Raw genomic sequence first — 18,920 nt, 5'->3', positions numbered from 1 at the left:
AATCGGTGGAATCTGTGGACCCTCATTTCAAGTGGTCAGGGATGAATGCGTAGGGAATCGGATCGGGGAAGCCGGCCTCTTTGAATCCGCGCAGGCGCAGGTGGCAGCTGTCGCAGTGGCCGCAGGCCTCGGCTTCGCCCTGGTAACAGGACCAGCTGAGGTGCAGGGGCGCGCCCAGCTCCCGGCCGCGACGAATGATTTCGGCCTTGCGCAGGTGGATGAGGGGGGCGTGGAAGGCCAGCTGCGTCTCGGGCTTGGTGCCCAGGTTGGCGGTCTGCTCGAAGCTGCGCAGGAAGGCCTCTCGGCAATCCGGGTAGCCGCTGCTGTCCTCTTCCACGAAGCCCACAAAGATGGCCCGCGCCCGCAACACCTCGGCCCAGCTCACGCAGGTGGCCAGCAGGTGCGCATTGCGGAAGGGCACATAGCTCACGGGCACGCCCGGGTTGTCCAGATCGCCATCAGGCAGGGCAATGCTGGGATCCGTGAGCGCCGACCCGCCGATGGCCTTCAAGGTGTCGAAGCCGATGATGAGGCGCCGGGAGGCTGGCACTTCGTAGAAGTCCGCAATGTCCCGGTAGGCCTGGCGCTCCCGGGCCTGGGTGAGCTGACCGTAGTCCGCGTGGAGCAGCGCCAGTTCGTACCCCTGGGCGCGGGCGATGGCAGCGGTGACACAGCTGTCCATGCCGCCGGATAGGGAAACAACCGCAAGTTCAGCCATGGGTGATCTCCTCGGCCCAAGCTTCAAGGTCATCCATCTCGCGTTGAAGCCGCTGGCCTTCAACCTGATCATCGGCCTTGGGTGGAATGCGGTACGGGGTTCCGTAGCGGATGGTGCAGGTCGAGAAGGGCATGGGGATCACCATGCGGTCCCAGGTTTTCAATTCGAACTGCTGGTCGAAGGCCAGGGTGACGGGCACAATCCAGGCGCCGGTCTTGCGCGCCAGGGCGGTGACGCCAGGTTTCAGTTCCATGAGCGGCCCGCGGGGGCCATCGGGCGTGATGCCGAAATCCCAGCCCTGCTTCACGGCCTGGATCATGCGCACCAGGGCCTTGGCGCCATCGTCGCTGGCCGTGCCGCGCACGGCGTGGATGCCGAACCAGCGCCAGGTGGCGGCGCTGCGTTCGCCATCCTTGCTGTCGCTGGAGAGGATGGCCACGCCCCTTTCCTTGCGGATGAAAGGATAGGAGAGCGGCATCATGAAGAGGCGCCGGTGCCAGAAGCTGAGGATGAACCGCTCGTCACGGGCCACCAGATCTTCCACGCCCTCAAAGCCGATCCGCTTCACCCGCAGGGTGTAGGACCACAGCTTGGACAGCCCCGCCGCCAGAAAGGGCATCATGCGGAAGCTCAACCACACGGACAGGGGCGAGCCCAGGGGGCGGCCCCGCTCCGCAATGGCCACGCGGACCGCCATCAGGCCTCTCCCGTCAGCAGGTCCGCCTTGGTGATGGGATACAGGGTTCCGCAATAGTCGCAGCGCACTTCCAGGGGGCCCTCGGTCTGGAAGAGGTCCGCCTTCTGTGCTTCGGAAAAGCCGCGCAGGGTTTCCAGCAGGGCCTCACGGGTGCAGCGGCAGCGGTAGTCCAAATCCACGGTCGCCAGTTCATCGGTGCCTTCGCCCTGAGAGACCCAGTTGGCGAGGAATTCCGGGGTGCGTTCCCAGAAGGGCACCACGTCGAGACCTTCGATGGCCTGCACCAGACGGGCAAGGCGCAGCGGCGGGCAATCGGGCAGAGGTTCCACCAGCAGGCCACCGGCCTCGCCGGTGCCGGGATCGCACCAGAGGCTGAGGCTGGCCTGGATCTGTTCTGAATTCTGCAGGTAGTGCTCCACCTGAGTCTGAATGCCGCCTTCCACGAGTTCGAGGTTGCCAATGTAGGGCTGACCCGCAACGTTGGAGCGCATGACCTGCAGCACACCGGGGGCAACGATCCAGTCCTCAGTGTTCGGATCGCCGAGGTCCAGCACCCCGCGGATGGTGCCATCGGGCCAGCTGTCCGCCACCACCGCCCTGGCCTTGCCCGAGCCCTTCACCAGCAGCTGCAGCCGCTCCTCGAAGACCGTGCGGCCCTGCAGCAAGGCTGTGGCCGCGAGCAGCTCCGTGAGGCAGGCACAGGCTTCGGGATCCAGGTGCGGGTGCCCCCGCCGGACGCCATCCCACAGAGGGCTGGCATCCAGCGAGGACAGGCGAATGTGCCGGTCCTTTGTGAGGGCCTTGATGACCCGGGCCCGGCGGATGGATTCGTTCATGGTTTCCTTCAAGAAAATGCTTCACCACAGAGGCACGGAGGTGTTCACAGAGGAAACACGCTTCCAATTCATTCTCCGTGTCCTCCGTGTCTCCGTGGTGAATCCTTACCAGCCGATCTGGCGACCCTTGTTCTGCTGTTCCAGCCAGGCCATCAGGGGTTTGAAATAGTCCATCATGGCGCGGGTGGAAAGTTCCTCGCCGGTGGCATCCTTGAGGACCTTGCGCCAGTCCTCCGTGGCGCCCTTGGAGAGCACCTGCTTGAGGAAGTCGCCCACTTCCTTGTGGCCCGCGTAGTTGGTGGCACGGGGATCCTGATGAAGGATCTTCCGGGCGATGTGATCGTGCATCTGGAACTTGAAGACGGTGGCCCAGCCGTAGCTGTAGTAGTAGGCGGGATTGTCGTTGATGTGGGTCTTGGTGGGCGCATCGCAGAACTGCTCGCCGCGCGGACTCGGGGGCTCCACACCCTGCAGGTCGCGCACCTGCTTCCACCAGCGGGCGTTCATCTGATCGGCGGGCATGTTCTTCGCGTAGAAATCCGCCTCCCACTCGGGCATCGTGCCACAGGCCCAGAACATGAAGGGGATGGCGACCTCCAGCGCGTCGTTCAGCAGCACCTGCATCTCGTCAACCTTGTAGTCCTTGGGCAGCACGCCCGCACCCTTGAGGTAGGGGATCTGGCGGGTGGCCAGGGCGATGAGTTCGCCCACGCCCTCATGGAAGCTGGGGTTGGCACCATCGCGCAGGAGGGGCGGCACGTTCGGGTTGGTGTAGCTGATGAAGTAGTAGCCGTGGCCCAGCTCGTGGTGGCAGGTCTCGAACCACTGGGCATTGGCTTCGACACTCATGAGCGAGCGGATGTCATGGTCCAGGTCCAGGTGCCAGCAGGAGGCGTGGCTGTTCTTCTTGCGGGGATCGCCCGCCTTCACGGGATAGAGGTCGGACTTGGCCCAGAACGAAGCGGGCAGCGGCTCAAAGCCCAGGCCCGTGTAGAAGGCCTCGGCGGTTTTCACGATGCGCTCGGGCTGCCAGCCCTTGAAGTAGGGATCGAAGTCCACGGCGTTCACGAAGCCGGTCCAGTTCTGGCTCCAGCGGTTGTTGATCCAGTGGGCGGGGATGGCCTTGGGCACGGGCTGGCCGTACTTCTTCGCCATCTCGTACTTCACCCAGGTGTGCAGCTGCAGGTAGAGCGGCTTCAGTTCGGCCATGAACTTGCGGTTGAAGGCCAGCATCTCGTCCGTGGTCAGTCCGTACTTGGCCACCTGCAGGGAGAAGTAGTCGGAGTAGCCCAGCTCCTTGGCGCAGGCATTCCGCAGGTCGCGCAGCTTCAGCAGCCCGTCCTTCAGGGCTGGACCGTTCTCTTTCGAGACTTCCCAAACCTTCTGCCGCTCAGCCAGGTTGGTGCTCTTGGCGAGGATCTCGTCGATCGCGTTCGCGGAGATCGGCTTACCGTCCAGCTTCCAGGTGAAGCCGTTCATGGTGCTGTTCTGAGCAGTTTCCGCCGTCACACGGGCGGCCACCAGCTCGGGCTTGGTCATGGGCCCTTCGGCGGCATTGAGCAGCACCCGCTCCAGTTGGCGCACGGTGACATCCTTCAGTTCCTTGCGGTGCTGCAGCAGCTCGCGGGCCTCGGTGATGAGGGCCGGATTGCCGTTAAAGGCCGCGAAGGCCTTGCCCGCCCACTCGGCGCCCGCATCGTGCTCGGGGCTCACATCCGTGGAGGCCACCCAGGTCGCCTGCTGGTTGACGTAGGTGAGGGACTGGTAGCCCGCGTTGACCAGCTTCAGGAACCGATCCGCCCGGTCCTGCAGGGGTGCAGTCACCTGCGCCAGAAGCGGCACACCGAGGATGAGGGCTGGGAGAAGGCGCATGGGGGCTCCTTGGAACCCTTCATTCTGGAACCCCTGGGCGCCATCTGGGGAGAGGAATTCCCTCCTGGGCAGGGTTCGCCGGGGCATCCTGCGCCACAGTGGCCGTTGACCCCTTGGAGACAGGAGTTGGTCCCTGCGGACCTTGACCCGGCCATCTCCGCCTTCAAGCTGGTTCCATGCGCCCATCATCTGTGGTTTTCAGCCTTCTCCTCGCCCTGCTGCCCGCGGACGCCCGGGCCCAGGATGTGTGGCTGGAGGCGCGGATTCTCACACCACTCCGCGTGGTTCTGCCGAAGGATTACGAGGCCACGCGGGCCTATCCGCTTGTGATTCTCCTCCATGGGCGCGGCGGTTCCGCCGAGTCCATGCTGACCCTGCAGCCCCGGCTCGGAGAGGCCACCTTCATCCTGGCGGCGCCGGAAGGAGCCTATCCGGTTGGGCCTGGCCACAGCTGGTACCCAGCCTACGACGACCCCAAGCTCTGGCGCTTCACCGATGCCCAGGCCGTGGATCTGATCCAGCGCGCCATTCGCACCCTGAAGGAGCGGTATCGCCTAGGCGGCGTCTACCTGTTGGGCCATTCCCAGGGTGCCGCCCTGGCCTACCTCTCCGCGGCCCGCCACCGCAACGAGGTGGCCGGCGTGCTGGCCTTCGGGGCGGGCAAGCCCGAAGCCCTGCTGGGTGATGAAGAGCGGGCCGCCCTCAAGGGTCTGCCTCATTTCCTGTCCCATGGCCGGAATGATCGGCTGGTGCCCTTCGGGGACCTGCCCGCCCGCCTTGACTACTGGAAGGCTGCGGGGGTGCCCACCACCTTCGAGCCCTATGTTGGCGGGCACGATCTCACCTCAGCCCCCCTGGCGGAGGCCGCGGCCTGGATCCTGAAGCAGGAAAAGGCGAAAGCCCCGGCCGCGCCATAGCGGGCCAGGGCCTTCAACCGTTCGCAGTCCCTATCCCTTGGTCCAGCGCAGCACGGGCTTGCGGGCGGCCGTGGTCTCGTCCATGCGGCGAAGGGGGGCGAGTACAGGCGCCTGATGCAGCGCGTCCGGGTTCTCCTCGGCTTCCTTGGCGATGGCCAGCATGGTGTCGCAGAAGGCGTCCAGCTCACCCTTGTCCTCGCTTTCGGTGGGCTCGATCATCAGCGCCCCGGGCACGATCAGGGGGAAATAGATCGTGGGCGGATGGTAGCCGTGATCAATGAGCCGCTTGGCAATGTCGAGGGTGTGGACATCGTGCTTGGCCTGGTTGGTGTCGCTGAACACCACCTCATGGAGGCTGGGCGAATCGATGTGCAAGGCGTAGGCATTTTTCAGGCGCGCGCGGACGTAGTTGGCGTTCACGATGGCGCGCAGCGTGGCGTTCTTGAGGCCATCGCCACCGTGGCTCAGGCAGTAGGTCAGGGCGCGGACCAGGATGCCGAAGTTGCCATAGAAGGTGTGCACCTTGCCGATGCTCTGGGGACGGTTCCAGTCCATGCGGTAGCTGTGCCTGGGCACCTCGCCCTCGCCCACCTTCACCGTGTCACGCACCACGACGGGCACGGGCAGGAAGGGCATCAGGTTGGCGCCGCAGCAGACAGGACCGGCGCCGGGACCGCCACCGCCGTGGGGGGTGGACATGGTCTTGTGCAGGTTGAGGTGCATGACGTCCACGCCGAAATCGCCGGGGCGCGCCACGCCCACCAGGGCGTTCATGTTGGCGCCGTCCATGTAGACCAGAGCATCGACGCTGTGCAGCAGGTCGCTGATCTCCTTGAAGCGGTACTCGAACACGCCCACGGTGTTGGGGTTCGTGATCATGGCGCCCGCGATCTCGGTGCCCAGTTCGGCCACGAGGGTCTGCAGGCCCTTGCGGGTCTTGCCGGTCACGGGATCGGTCACATCCTCGAAGCTGATGGTGCCGTCGGGACGCGAGGGCAGTTCCACCACCTCGTAGCCCGCCATGGCGGCGGTGGCGGGGTTGGTGCCGTGGCCGCTGTCGGGGATCAGGATGACGCGGCGCTTGGCGCCCTTGGACAGGTGGTAGGCCCGGATGAGCATGACGCCCGTCAGCTCGCCAGCGGCGCCGGCGCTGGGCTGCAGGGTGACGCCGGGCAGGCCCGTGATCTCCTTCAGCCACTCCTGCAGGGTGTAGAGCATCTCCAGGTTGCCCTGCACCAGCTCGTCGGGGGCCATGGGATGGCTGTCCGTGAAACCCGGCAGCCCGGCGATCTTTTCGTTGAGCCGGGGGTTGTGCTTCATGGTGCAGGAGCCCAGCGGATACATGCCGTCATCCACGCCGTAGTTCCACTTGGACAGGCGGGTGAAGTGGCGGATGACCTCCACTTCGCTCAGCTCAGGCAGGGCGTCAAAGCCGCTGCGCTTGAGGTGGGCGGGACGGGTGTCCTGGGCGGCCGGGACATCGAGCTTGGGCAGATCCATGCCCCGCTTGCCGGGGACGGAACGCTCGAAGGAGAGGGGTTCGCGCTGACGAAGGAACATGTCGAATCTCCTCAGACCGTGGCCGGAACGCGGGCGAGAATCTCGACGAGGCTCTCGATCATCTGGCGGGTATGCAGTTCAGTGGCGCACCAGAGGATGCAGCCCTTGTATTCGGGGTAGAAGCGGCCCAGGTCGAGGCCCGGCAGCAGGCACTCCTTCTTGCAGGCCTCTTCCAGCGCCGCGTAGTCGCCGGTGTAGCGCAGAACGAATTCATTGAAGAAGGGCACCTCGGCCACGGGCTGCATGTCCGGCAGTTCCAGCAGGCGCTGGCGCAGGTACTGGGCCTTGGCGGCGTTCTGTTCGGCCAGGCCGCGGAAGCCCTCGGGGCCCGCCAGCTGCATGAAGATGTTGGCGCGCAGAGCCACGAGACCTTGATTCGAGCAGATGTTGGAAGTGGCCTTGTCACGGCGAATGTGCTGCTCGCGGGCGGTCAGCGTCAGCACGTAGCCCGTCTCACCGTTCAAATCTTTGGTCTGGCCCACCACGCGGCCGGGGATCTCACGCTTGTGAGCGTCCTTCACGGCCAGGAAGCCCAGGAAGGGGCCACCGAAATTGGGCTTGTTGCCTAAGCTCATGGCCTCACCGCAGGCCATGTCCGCGCCCACCTTGCCCGGGGCCTCGAACCAACCGAAGGCGAAGACTTCCTGCGTGACGCTCACCAGCAACGCACCGGCGGCATGAATGGGACCGGCCAGGGCCGTGAGGTCCTCGGCCACGCCCAGGAAGTTGGGATAGCCCACCAGCACCGCGGCCACGTCGCCGTTGAGCTTGGCCTGAAGATCGGCCATGTCCGTGGCGCCATCCTTGAGCTCCACTTCCACCAGCTTGAGGTTATCGTGGGGCGCGAAGTTGGTCTTGAGCACGTCGCGGTACATGGGATGCAGGCCGCGGCTCACCAGCACGGTGTTGCGCTTCTTGGCCACGCGCACGGCCATGAGGGCGGCTTCCACGCAGGCGGTGCCGCCATCGTAGAGGCTGGCATTGGTCACTTCGAGGCCCGTGAGGTCGCAGATGAGCGTCTGGTACTCGAAGATGTGCTGCAGGGTGCCCTGGCTGATCTCGGGCTGGTAGGGCGTGTAGGCCGTGAACCACTCCTGACGGCCGCACATGGCATCGATGGCCGAGGGCACGAAGTGGTCGTAGGCACCGGCGCCCAGGAACTGCGCACAGAAGCGCATGTTCTTGTTGGCGATGCCCATCATCTGCCAGAGCACCTCCTGCTCAGAGCCCGTGGGCGGAAGATCCAGCTCCCGGCGCAGGCGCAGCGGCTCTGGGATGCCCGCCAGCAACGCTTCAGCGTTGGGCACCCCGATGGTGTCCAGGAGGGCTTGATCCTCGACAGAGGAAGAGGGCAGGTAGCGCATGGCGGCCTCGGCAAAGAGCGTTGAAATGCCAACGCTCCAGGGTATCAGGCAGCCCTGGAAACCCAATATGCAATGGGTCACAGGCCACACCAGCACAGACCGCCAACCAGCTCAGGGCACCTTCTCGGGCCCCGTGGGGAGGAAGCGAGGCCCGGCTCCGCCGGGTCGAGCGCGGGGGCCCGGGGGGAGGCTCCATGTCCACGCGCTGCAACGCGTGGGAGGGACGCTCGGCGCAGCGGAGCGTCAGGAGCCAGGCTTTCAGCGAGGCCCGGCTCCGCCGGGTCGAGTGCGGGGGCCCGGGGGGAGGCTCCATGTCCACGCGCTGCAGCGCGTGGGAGGGACGCTCAGCGTCCCGTCACATGGAGGCGCGCAGCGCAGCGGAGCAAGGAACCCCCGGACAACATCAGTGCCGCTTCCAGAGGTCGAAGGGCTGGGTGCCGATGAGCACATTGAAACTGCCGACGGCCCGGCCTGCTTCAAACGGATTGCGGACCTTCAGGAAGCCGTACGAGGCCTCCACATAAAAATTGGACAGCGTGGTGCGGAGCACCAGGCCCGTGCCCTGGGCCCGCGGCGAAACATCCGAGCGGAGCAGCTTGGAGGCCTCAGATGACACCCAGGCCAGGTCATAGCGGGGCTCCAGCTCCACCGTGAGGCCCAGCCCCACATAGAACCGGATGGGAATCCCGAATCGCACTGCGGCGAAATTCGGCGCCATGAAGCCCAGGGAACGCGAACCGATGACAAAGGAGGGGCCGCCCAGCACCCACCAGCGGTCCAGGGGCAGGCGACGGCCCTGGCCCCATTCCAGATCCAGATCCGCGCCGAGGAATTCCCCCAGGGATTTCACGCCCCGGGCCCGGAAGTAGCCCTGCTGGAAGGTGGCGCCGGGCAGTTCATCCTCGTGCGTGCGGCCCATGCCGAAGCGGCCCCGCAGTAGCAGGCCATCCCGGGGCATGGCGTAACGGTCGAAGTTGTCCCATTCGCTGGAAAGAAAGGCCGCATCCTGCTGCTGGGTGATCCGCTGGCCGAACTCCCGGAAAGCCGAGTTGCGGCGGCTCAGCTCCAGGCTCGCCTTGCCGGTGCCCAGGTTGCTGAAGCGGAAGTAGGCCCTCGCGGTCACATCCGAGGCACTGATGCGGGCATCCAGCCCGTCGCCGGGCAATTCGCGGGTCTGCCAGGGAAGGGGAATGTCAAGGCGCTGCTGCCAGTAGTTGGCTTCCAGTTCCATGCCCGTTCCTGGAGCGAATCCGAAGGGGCTTCTCAGCACCAGGGCTGCCCGCTCCTGCAGGCGGTTGCGCGCGGCGCTCAGCTCGACCTCCGTGCCCTTGAAGCCCAGGTTCAGGGCCCGGTAGGCCAGGCCCAGCTGCCCGCCCAGGGTGGATTCATACCCCAGGGAGATGTCCATGCGCTCCCGCTGCTGCGGCACGGGGATGAGGATGAGCGCCGTGCCCCCCTCGCCATCGGGCCGGATCTGGTAGCGCAGCTCCGCCAGGTGCAGCCGATGCTCGGCCAGGGCGATGCGTTTCTGCAGATCGTCGGGACGGAAGGGACGGCCCTTCAGCTGACCCAGCAGGCGCAGGAGGTGGGCCTCGTCCACCGCAGATCCGGCCGGGATGCGCGCTTCCACCTTGGTCACCAGAGGTTCATGAACACAGATGATGAGAAGCCCATCTTCAGGATCGAAACCCGACCCCCGCACATCCACCAGGGGCCCGCCCGCCATGAGGGAGCGGTAGACCAGGTGGCCGATCATGGTGCCGAAGGTATGGGGGTTGAAGCGCTCGCCCACCTGGATGGCCTCGGCCACCGCCGCCTTCACCACCGGTTGCCAGTTGTCGGGCACCTGGATGTCCACCGTCTTGATCGTCGGATAAAGGCGGAGATGGATGGAGAGCACACGCTCCGGATCCACCGTGGCCCAGGCCTCCTGCGCCAAGCCATGGACCAGGGCCTGCTGAAGCAGGATCTGGATGTCCTGCACGCGCAGGTCCACTTCGTTGGGCTTCAGGGTTTCCGCCAGAAGCCCCGCCAACGCCGGGCTGAGTCCGCCAGGGCACTCGAAGACCACCCGCGCCACGTCCAGCCGTTCCTGGCTCATGCGGCTGCGCAGCAGCGCATCCATGGCATCGCGACGGGCATCGAAACCCTCTCGCCCCTGGCGCACCAGCTTGGCCCCCTCGGAGCCGTATTCCAGGAAAGGCACGTCATGAATGCTGGGCCGGATGAGGAAGTCCGCGGCGGCGCGGCTTTCCCACTGGCGTCGCTCCACCACCAGATCCAGGCTGCGGGCCGCCACCGACAGGATGTTCGTGGAAGGCCGCTGTTCCAGGGGCGCGCTGATGTCCACGGCGACCACCAAGTCAGAGCGGAAGGCCTCTTTCGCGACCTGCACGGGCAGGTTCTCCACCAACGCGCCATCCACGTACTGCTGGCCCTCGATGACCACGGGCCGGAAGCCGCCGGGAATGGACATGGAAGCCCGCACGGCCTCCACCAGGTCGCCGCTGCCGAAGACGCGCCCTTGGCCGGTTTCCAGATTGGTGGCCAGCACCCGCAGGGGGCGCTGCAAGCGGTTGAAATCGCCGCCCGAGAAATAGGCGCCGCGGGCCAGCAAAGCCTGCAACGTGTGCTGCACTTCTACGCCACTGCGAAGGCCCTGGGCCAGGGTGGCGTGGCCGTCATGCCGCTCAATGGACAGGAAGGTGTCGTTGCGGTCTTCCTGCTCACCCAGAGTCTCCCCCGGATTGCGCCACAGGGGTTCAAGAAAGGCCCGCGTCAGATCCAGCCGGTTGAAAAGGTCTTCAATCTCCCGCCCCGAGAAGCCGCTGGCGTAGAGGGCCCCCACCAGGGCTCCGGCGCTGGTGCCCGTGATGCTGTCCAGGGGATAGCCCACCTCCTCGATGCGCTGCAACACGCCGATGTGGGCGAGGCCCCGGGCCCCGCCCCCGCTAAGGGCCAGGGCCACCCGCGGCATGCCCGGGATCTCCACCCGGGGGCTGAAGCGGAACACCATGTCCGGCGGCAGCACCGTCACATCGATGCGCCGAGACGACGTGGGCGCGGACGTTTCAACCCCCACGCCCTGGGCCCCCAGCAGGGCTGGCAGCGCCAGGACGAGAAGCGCCTTCATGCAGGCACACTCAGGCCAGGGTCGCGAGCTGGGCGGCCATCAGGGTTGCGCAGCCCGCCAGGCCCAAGTCCATCAGGGCCGTGGCCTCTTTTCGACTGAAGGAACGGCCTTCTCCCGTGCCCTGAAGTTCCACCAGGTCCAGTTCGCCGCCCGCCCCGCCCACGACGATAGGCCTTGCGGCCACCAGGTTGCAGTCCACGGCGGCGAGGTGATCTTCCTCATATTCCAGATCCAGCACGAGGCCCCGGCGGCCATCGCCGGTTTCCACGATGCCTGCGCTCACCGCCGCCACCTGGCGGATCAAAGCTGCGGACAGTTCCTGCGACTTCAGGGCCAGGGCCACCGCCACCCAGGCGCCGGTGATGGCCGCGCAGCGGGTGCCGCCATCCGCATTCAGCACATCGCAATCCACCGCCAGGGTTCGCTCACCCAGGGCGGCCAGATCCACAGCCTGGCGCAGGCTGCGCCCGATGAGACGCTGGATTTCCACGGTGCGCCCCTGTTGCTTGCCCCGCGCCGCTTCACGGTCGGAGCGGGTGTGAGTGGCCGCCGGGAGCATGCCGTACTCTGCCGTGAGCCAGCCCGTGCCCCGACCCTTCATCCAGCCGGGCACCTTGTTTTCCAGACTTGCCGAGCACAACACGTGCGTGCGGCCCACCTTGATCAGGCAGGAACCGGCGGCGTGAAGCTGGATGCCGGTTTCAAAGGAAAGAGGACGCAATTCCTCGGTCTGACGCATCGGATCTCCAAAAGCGAAATGAACCCATTCAGGTGGCGAGGTCCAGGGGAAGGTCCGAAATGTCCCGCAGCCGCTTCCCCTCGATCATGGTTTGAAGGAGCTCTCTGGAATCATCCGAAGCGGATTCAGCAACAGCGCCGACGAGCTCGTGCAGGGCGAAATGGTAAACACAATCAATGTCACCGGTGCCGAGGGCGATGGAAGCCAATCGCGAAGGCGTTGGCTCGGCGGTCACCACGACAATGTGGGGCAGCCGACCCTTCCGGTTCCGAATCAAGTTCAGCGCTTCGGTGCGGGCGTTCTGGGCGCGGTCGCTCCGCATCGTCCACTTGCAGCTGATGCTCGCGTGGAGGATCGGAAGGCCCTTGTTGCTTTTCCGCAGGCTGGCCTTCAGGGCGGTCGCATCGTCGACAACCGCTCCGAAGCGGTTGATCGCCTCGTCCTCTTCAGGGTGCCTGATCACCAGAATGTCCGGCTTGATGGTGTAGTCGTTTCCCAGAAAGGCTTTCAATTCCGGGTGACTGTTGGCGAGCCTTTCCAGATCCCCGAGATGGGCGAATTGCTCATAGCCTTCGATGGCCATGGATCTCCCCTCCCCATGAAGGATCTCCCATATCCCTGGGCGGAGATGGCCAAGGCGAGGAAAAGTTACTCCCAGAAAGTCCCTGCATAGAAGCTCGAACACATTCCCTGCCGTCTGCCCTGCGGCTTTGGCCGACTCGCGCCCCATGCCCAGCTTCGACAGGATGGCCTTGGCAATGGCCACACTCGGACCGTTGGATCGATCCGCGTTGGAGGGGACACCTTCTTTCTCGGTGAGCACACTCGATAGGAGGGCCACGTGAAACGCGCGCCTTGCCTCGGCCAGCAACGCCCGGGACGCTTCCCTCTTTCCGGAGCTCATAGGCCCGCCACAACAACCTGCCGCCTGCTGGCCGCTTGGAAGCAGGCCGCGATTCGCTCACCCACCGCTTTAGCTACAGGCGGGGGGAAGGCGTTTCCAACCTGTCGGTATGACGAGGTTTTGCCCCCAACCAGACGCCAGTCATCAGGAAAGCCCTGGATCCTCGCCGCCATGCGAACCGTTAGACGCGGCATCCCCAGGAAATCGGGAGGTGGGGGTTCATCCGCAAGGCCCTTTCCGTCCACACAGAGCGATTCCCAGGCTTTACGGGATCGAGTCGGCCCTAGATCCGGGCCGCCGTGCTTCTTCGATCCGCCCACCAATGTCGGCGCGATTCCATCCGCCCTGAGCGCCCAATGCGAGGCACCTTTCCAACCACCAGACGCCATTAGATCAGCCAGAGTCTCCCCCACGGTCGGAGGAGGGACCAGCAACGGCATGGGCCACTCAAAATGCTCCGAGAGATGCCGTTGGATTGCCACAAAGACCACCCGCGGGCGCAACTGCGGCACGCCGAAATCCGATGCGTTCAACAACCGCCAATCCGTAACGTATCCAAGGGCGCCAAGCTGCTGTGCAATGTGCTTCCGGTAGTCTTCAAAGACCGCATCCAGCAACCCGCGCACATTCTCGAGCATCACCGCCCTGGGTCTGGTTTCATCCACCAGCCTGATCGCTTCCGGGAAAAGGTTTCGCTCGTCACTCTCACCCAGTTGCTTGCTTGCAACTGAGAAGGGGGGGCAAGGGACTCCGCCCGCGAGGAGGTCTAACCCTTTGTGGTCCCCTCCAGAGAATTCCCTGAGATCCTGCTGGAAGACCTTCCAGTGTGGACGATTCAGCCGGAGCGTGGAGCAGGCGTCTCGGTCGATTTCAACCAAGGCATCGTGCTCGAATCCAGCCATGTCCAGGCCAAGGGCCTGTCCCCCGGCGCCAGCGCAGATTTCAAGAGAAGAGAGGTGCGGCATCGTTCACCCTAAAGGGCCTGGGGACCTGGAATGGCCGACAACGTTTCACCCAAAAGTCGCGGCTGAATCATGGTTCGGATCAAAGGCAAGGATACCTTGCCGGAACCGCCCTTGCGCAGCATGGCCCATGAGGTGGGCTTTTGGCTCAGACTCATTTAAGGGCCCGGGCCTTCCTTGCGGCCCAGGCTAACAGCCCTTGATTTCAATCTTGTCCACCCGTCCCTGGTGCCTTCCACCTTCGAATGGTGTTTCCAGGAAGGTTTTGAGGTAGGATTCTGCCTGGAGCGGATCCGTTAGCCGCTGGCCGAAAGCGATGGCGTTCGCGTCATTGTGCTGTCGAGCCAGTGCCGCGTGCTCAGGGGAGGTCACTAGCGCGCAGCGGATGCCGGCATGGCGGTTGGCCGCGATGCTGATGCCGATGCCCGATCCGCAGACCAGCACCAGGCGCTCCCACTGATCCCTGCCCTCCGCCGCCCGGTGCGCGAAATCCGGGTAATCCACCGAGGCCAATCCGTCCGTGCCGAAATCCACCGCTTCATGACCCTGCTCCAGCGCCCAGGCCTTGAGCCGTTCCTTCAGGTCGAACCCCGCATGATCGCTTGCGAAACCGAGCTTCATCGCCACTCCCCCCACCCTGCATCCTACCGCCAAGCGACTGCCCCCTTCTCATGCTGAATCCCTTCATCCAATACCGCCCGCAAGACCGAGGCTTCCTCCTCTGCATGCCCGAGGCGGTGGAGCCTGCCGAATGGGTGCGCGCCCTCCGCGGCCTGCCCGGGGAACTCCAGGGCCGGGAGCGCCTGACCCCCGCCAAGGCCCAGATCTTCCTGGCCGACGGCACCCTGGTGGAAATGCACGCCCTGCCCCTGCGCTGGCAGCGGGCCTATCCCTGGCTGTCCTCCCTCGCCCTGAATCCAGGCCACGCGGGGCCCACCCTGCGCTACTGGGCCATGGCCCTGCGGCTGCTGCAGTCCCTGGTGGTGCGCGGCGCGGTGCTGCCGCAGCTCGATACCCGCGGCAATCCCTGGAAGGCCCGCTGGGGCGTGAGCCTCACCAGCCCCTCGGACCGTGCGGCCCTGCGCCAGCTGGCGGAGGCCATGCCGCCCGCCGCCCTGGCCTTCCCCGAGAACGACACCTGGGCCTTCACCAAGACTGTGCCCCTGGGCGAGCTGGATGCCTTCGACATCGAAGATGACCTGGCCATGCCCCCCGCCGCGGATGCGGTGCTCACGGCCTTCCTGGAAGACGGCGCCGATTTCATCATGCGCTTCGTTTCCGGCGGCCTGCGGGCGGGTGATGATCCCCGCCTGGGCCTCATCCACCGGCTGCGGGGCCACAAACGCGACCGCCTGCCCTGGGACGAGCGCATCATGGTGGCCCTCTCCCACCAGCTGCCGGAATTCCCCACCACGGGCATCACCGAGCGCACCCTGGGCGAGCAGCTGGCCCAGTGGAGCGAGGGCGCCCATCCCCAGTGGCTGCGGCCCAGCCTGCGCCTGGAGGCACCGGACGTGCCCAAGGCCACCCAGGCCGTGCAGGACGCCGACCGCCTGGCCGAAGAGGGCTGGATCCTCAAGGTGGGCCTCGAAACCGAGGCTGGCGCCGACATCGGCGTGGCCAAGCTCTGGGAGCCCTCCACCGAGGCAGAGGTGCTGCAGGCGCGCCAGGTGCTGCTGCGCGGCCTGGCCCGCGCCGTTCCCTTCTTCCCCGCCCTGGAGCGGGCCCTCTCCGGGCAGAAGCCCGAGGATCTCGTCCTTCGGCCCACTGAGGCTTGGGGCTTCCTCACGCGCGGCGCCGCCCAGCTGAAAGAGGCTGGCTTCCTGGTTCACATCCCCGAAGGCCTCGCCGATTTCGGCGGCGCCAAGCGCCTGCGTGCCAAGGTGCGCCTGGGCGCGCGCAACGTGCTGGATTCCGCCCCCATGGCCCAGGTGGGTCTGGAAGGCAGCGTCAGCGCCGATTGGTCGCTCATGCTGGGGGACGATGCACTGAGCGTGGAAGATTTCGCCCAGATAGCCAGCCTGAAACACCCATTGGTGGCCTGGAAGGGCAAGTGGGTGGCGCTGGATCCCGAAACCCTCAAGCAGATTTCCACCGTCATGCAGGCCAGCCGTGGTGCCGGTTTCGAGAGCATGACCAAGGGCGAGGCGCTGGCCGCAGCCCTCACCGGCACTGCCCGCATTCCCGGTGTCAGCGAAGCCATTGAAGTGGAAGTGGCCGGCGATTTCGGCGCCGCCCTGGAAGATCTGAAGGTGCTGCCCGACAAGCCCATCACGCAGCCCGCCAGCTTCCGCGGCCAGCTGCGGCCCTACCAGCTGCGGGGCCTCGCCTGGCTGGAAGGCCTGTCCCGCCATGGGCTCGGCGGCATCCTCGCCGATGACATGGGCCTGGGCAAAACCATTCAGGTGCTGGCGCTGCTGCTGCACCGCCAAACCGAAAGCCCCGAGTTCGGCCCCGCCACTTTGCTGGTCTGCCCCACCTCGCTGCTGGGCAACTGGGAGCGCGAGCTGGCCAAGTTCGCGCCCACGGTGCCGGTCTTCGTGCACCACGGCAACAACCGTGATCGCCTGCCCAACACCTTTAAGCCACACACCCTGGTGCTCACCACCTACGGCGTGGTGCGCCGCGAGGAGGACACCTTCGCCAACCGGCCCTGGGGCATGATCGTGGTGGACGAGGCCCAGGCCATCAAGAACGCCGGGTCCGCCCAGGCCAAGGCCATCCGCAAGCTGCGCGGCGCCTTCCGCCTGGCCCTCACCGGCACGCCCATCGAGAACCGCCTCACGGAGCTGTGGGCCATCATGAGCGCGGGCCTGCCCGGCTACCTGGGCAGCGAATCCCAGTTCAAGGATCGCTTCGCCACACCCATCGAAAAGTATCGCGATCCCGATGCCGCCAACGAGCTGCGTCAGCGCATCGGGCCCTTCATCCTGCGCCGCCTGAAGAACGACAAGAGCATCATCCAGGACCTGCCCGAAAAGAACGAGATGAAGGTCTTCACCACCCTCACCCGCGAGCAGGCCGAGCTCTACCAGTACCGCGTGGAGAAGATGGATGAGGAACTGGATGCCGTCTCCGGCATCGAGCGGCGGGGCCGCATCCTGGCGCTGCTCACGCATCTCAAGCAGATCTGCAACCACCCCAGCCAGTTCCTCAAGCAGCAGGGGCCCTACCGCGGACGCAGCGGCAAGCTGGACCGCCTCACGGAAATGCTCGAAGAGGTGGTGGAGGCGGGCGAACGCGCCATCGTCTTCACCCAGTTCAAGGAAATGGGCGACCGCCTCCAGGTTCACCTGCAGGAGGCCCTCGGCTTCGAGCCGCCCTTCCTCCACGGCGGCACCACCCGCGAAGGCCGCGACGAACTGGTGCGCAATTTCCAGGAAGATCCCAAGTCCTCGCCGGTGCTGCTGCTGAGCCTCAAGGCGGGCGGCGTGGGCCTCAACCTTACGGCCGCCACGCATGTCTTCCACTTCGACCGCTGGTGGAATCCGGCGGTGGAGGACCAGGCCACGGACCGCACCTACCGCATCGGCCAGACCAAGAACGTGCAGGTGCACAAGCTCGTCACCATCGGCACCCTGGAGGAGAAGATCGACGCCCTGCTGGAATCCAAGCGCGACCTCGCCGACCGTGTCGTGGGCACGGGCGAAGGCTGGCTCACAGAACTGGATGACGACGCCCTGCGCCGCCTGGTGGCGCTGGATCCCGATGCCGAGCTCATGGAGTCGGATGAAGGAGCCGCCGAAGAGCCTGCACACAGGCCCGTCAAACGGAAGGCGAAGGAGGTGGCAGGATGATCAGCCACGCCGACCGTTTCGGCGCCACCTGGTGGGGCCGCCTCTGGATTCAAGGTCTCGAGAAACTGGGTGATGACTACGAAAACCGCCTGCCCCGCGGCAAGAAATACGCGGAGGATGGCCATGTCTCCCACTTCAGCGTGCAGCCCGGCGAGATCCAGGCCCGCGTACACGGGCGCAAGACCTACAACGTGACCCTGGGCCTGCCCGCGCTCACTTCGGCGCAATGGGGAAAGGCCCTCGACCGCATCGCCCTGGAGAGCCGCTTCGTGGCCTCCCTGCTGGCGGGTGAGATGCCGCAGGGACTCGACGAAACCTTCCGTGAAGCGGGCGCCAGCCTCTACCCGCGGGTGCCCAAGGAGCTGCAGACCCACTGCGATTGCCCCGACTGGGCCAACCCCTGCAAACATGTGGCCGCCGTGTGCTACGTCATGGCCGAAGCCCTCGACCGCGATCCCTGGCTGCTCTTCGATCTGCGCGGCAAGAGCCGCGATGAGGTGCTGACCGCCCTGCAGTCCGCGCTGGATGCCGCCGCCGTGGCCGCGCCCAAGAAGCGGGGGCGCCCTCCCAAAAAGAAGCAGACCGTGGCCGACCTGCTGCGCCGCGAGGTGCCCGAGCCCGAGCCCTGGCGGCGGCTGCCCGAAGAAGCCTACGACGCCCTGCCCATGCCGCTCCCGGAGATCACCATCCCCCGGATGATCCCTCCCGATCCTTCGGTGTTCACGCAGCTGGGGCCCCTTCCCCACGCCCGCATCGAGACCAGCCTTTGCCTGGCCGCGCTCATGCACCGCACCGCCCAGTGGGTGCAGCAGCAGATCGAGGACGGCCCCCGCCGCCTGGAAGAAGGCGAAGAAGAGGGAGAATCCGAACAGCCCGCTTCTCCCTTCGACGCACCGCTTCAGCCCGCCCCGAAGACCGGCCGCAACTGGCGACACAAGAAGCGACGCTGGGGCAAAAAAGCAGGACAATGATGTTCCCAGGAGCGACCATGCGCACCATTTCGACCCCGACCGCCCCCGCCGCCATCGGCCCCTACAGCCAGGCCCAGATTTCGGGCAACCACCTCTACACCTCCGGCCAGATCCCCCTCGTTCCCGAAACCATGGAGATGGTCACCGGCCCCATTGAGGCCCAGGCGGAACAGGTGCTGAAGAACCTCAGCGCCGTGCTGGCCGCTGCCAGCACCAGCTGGGACCGCGTGGTGAAGACCACGGTATTCCTCACGGACATGGCCGATTTCGCCGCCTTCAACGCCCTCTACGAGAAGGCGCTGGGAGGGGCCAAGCCCGCCCGCAGCACCGTGCAGGTGGCCGCGCTGCCGCGGGGCGCGAAGGTCGAAATCGAGCTCGTCGCCGAGGTCTGATGCCCGCCGGGGGCCTTGGCCCCCATGCGGCTGACGGGGCATGGCCTGTGGGCGCAGC

General features: G+C 65.9%; 15 protein-coding genes. 4 read left to right on the top strand and 11 right to left on the bottom strand.

Annotated elements, in window-relative coordinates; all coding sequences use genetic code 11:
* Positions 1–22: 22 nt before the first annotated feature.
* From queC to Q9293_RS00650, 4 genes are all read right to left on the bottom strand, one after another.
* On the bottom strand, positions 23–718 hold the full coding sequence (gene queC, locus Q9293_RS00665; protein ID WP_306249241.1) for a 7-cyano-7-deazaguanine synthase QueC: 696 nt from the start codon (positions 716–718) through the stop codon (positions 23–25).
* On the bottom strand, positions 711–1,415 hold the full coding sequence (locus tag Q9293_RS00660; RefSeq protein WP_306249240.1) for a lysophospholipid acyltransferase family protein: 705 nt from the start codon (positions 1,413–1,415) through the stop codon (positions 711–713). Before Q9293_RS00660 ends, queC begins: the two co-directional genes overlap by 8 nt.
* Positions 1,415–2,251 carry an Hsp33 family molecular chaperone HslO gene (locus tag Q9293_RS00655; RefSeq protein ID WP_306249239.1) on the bottom strand — a complete coding sequence of 279 codons (837 nt, stop codon included), beginning with the start codon at positions 2,249–2,251 and terminating at the stop codon, positions 1,415–1,417. The genes Q9293_RS00660 and Q9293_RS00655 overlap by 1 nt, the downstream gene beginning before the upstream one ends.
* Before the next feature lie 105 nt (positions 2,252–2,356).
* Positions 2,357–4,123: a M2 family metallopeptidase gene (locus tag Q9293_RS00650; RefSeq protein WP_306249238.1), complete on the bottom strand. Its 1,767-nt coding sequence runs from the start codon at positions 4,121–4,123 to the stop codon at positions 2,357–2,359.
* Between the two features lie 176 nt (positions 4,124–4,299).
* On the opposite strand from Q9293_RS00650, the gene Q9293_RS00645 reads away from it, so the two are divergent.
* A complete protein-coding gene (locus Q9293_RS00645) occupies positions 4,300–5,040 on the top strand; it encodes an alpha/beta hydrolase (protein WP_306249237.1) in 741 nt (246 codons plus the stop codon).
* A 30-nt stretch (positions 5,041–5,070) separates the two neighbouring features.
* On the opposite strand, the gene gcvPB is transcribed toward Q9293_RS00645, so the two are convergent.
* From gcvPB to Q9293_RS00610, 7 genes are all read right to left on the bottom strand, one after another.
* The gene (gene gcvPB / locus Q9293_RS00640) at positions 5,071–6,600 is read right to left on the bottom strand and encodes an aminomethyl-transferring glycine dehydrogenase subunit GcvPB (RefSeq protein WP_306249236.1); all 1,530 of its coding nucleotides are present in this window, start codon (positions 6,598–6,600) and stop codon (positions 5,071–5,073) included.
* Between the two features lie 11 nt (positions 6,601–6,611).
* The gene (gene gcvPA, locus Q9293_RS00635) at positions 6,612–7,964 is read right to left on the bottom strand and encodes an aminomethyl-transferring glycine dehydrogenase subunit GcvPA (protein ID WP_306249235.1); all 1,353 of its coding nucleotides are present in this window, start codon (positions 7,962–7,964) and stop codon (positions 6,612–6,614) included.
* A gap of 403 nt (positions 7,965–8,367) precedes the next feature.
* Positions 8,368–11,097, bottom strand: coding sequence for a patatin-like phospholipase family protein (locus Q9293_RS00630; protein ID WP_306249234.1), 2,730 nt, complete (start codon positions 11,095–11,097; stop codon positions 8,368–8,370).
* 10 nt (positions 11,098–11,107) lie between these two features.
* A complete protein-coding gene (gene rph / locus Q9293_RS00625) occupies positions 11,108–11,836 on the bottom strand; it encodes a ribonuclease PH (RefSeq protein ID WP_306249233.1) in 729 nt (242 codons plus the stop codon).
* 28 nt (positions 11,837–11,864) lie between these two features.
* Positions 11,865–12,740, bottom strand: coding sequence for an NgoMIV family type II restriction endonuclease (locus tag Q9293_RS00620; RefSeq protein ID WP_306249232.1), 876 nt, complete (start codon positions 12,738–12,740; stop codon positions 11,865–11,867).
* Positions 12,737–13,705, bottom strand: a complete 969-nt coding sequence (locus Q9293_RS00615) for a DNA cytosine methyltransferase (RefSeq protein ID WP_306249231.1) — start codon at positions 13,703–13,705, stop codon at positions 12,737–12,739. Before Q9293_RS00615 ends, Q9293_RS00620 begins: the two co-directional genes overlap by 4 nt.
* 186 nt (positions 13,706–13,891) lie before the next feature.
* Complete coding sequence (locus tag Q9293_RS00610) at positions 13,892–14,323, bottom strand: RpiB/LacA/LacB family sugar-phosphate isomerase (protein WP_306252399.1); 432 nt, start codon at positions 14,321–14,323, stop codon at positions 13,892–13,894.
* A gap of 50 nt (positions 14,324–14,373) precedes the next feature.
* On the opposite strand from Q9293_RS00610, the gene Q9293_RS00605 reads away from it, so the two are divergent.
* From Q9293_RS00605 to Q9293_RS00595, 3 genes are read left to right on the top strand one after another with little or no spacing between them, the layout of a single operon-like run.
* On the top strand, positions 14,374–17,499 hold the full coding sequence (locus Q9293_RS00605; protein ID WP_306249230.1) for a DEAD/DEAH box helicase: 3,126 nt from the start codon (positions 14,374–14,376) through the stop codon (positions 17,497–17,499).
* Positions 17,496–18,470, top strand: coding sequence for an SWIM zinc finger family protein (locus Q9293_RS00600; protein WP_306249229.1), 975 nt, complete (start codon positions 17,496–17,498; stop codon positions 18,468–18,470). Before Q9293_RS00605 ends, Q9293_RS00600 begins: the two co-directional genes overlap by 4 nt.
* Positions 18,471–18,487: 17 nt before the next feature.
* Positions 18,488–18,862 (top strand): RidA family protein, encoded by a 375-nt coding sequence (locus Q9293_RS00595; protein WP_306249228.1) that lies wholly within the window; start codon positions 18,488–18,490, stop codon positions 18,860–18,862.
* Positions 18,863–18,920 lie beyond the last annotated feature (58 nt).

The organism is Geothrix sp. PMB-07 (assembly GCF_030758935.1).
In the GTDB taxonomy this organism is placed as follows: Bacteria; Acidobacteriota; Holophagae; order Holophagales; family Holophagaceae; genus Geothrix.
The sequence above is the reverse complement of the archived record's forward strand: the minus strand, read 5'-3'. Positions and strand labels throughout refer to the sequence as shown.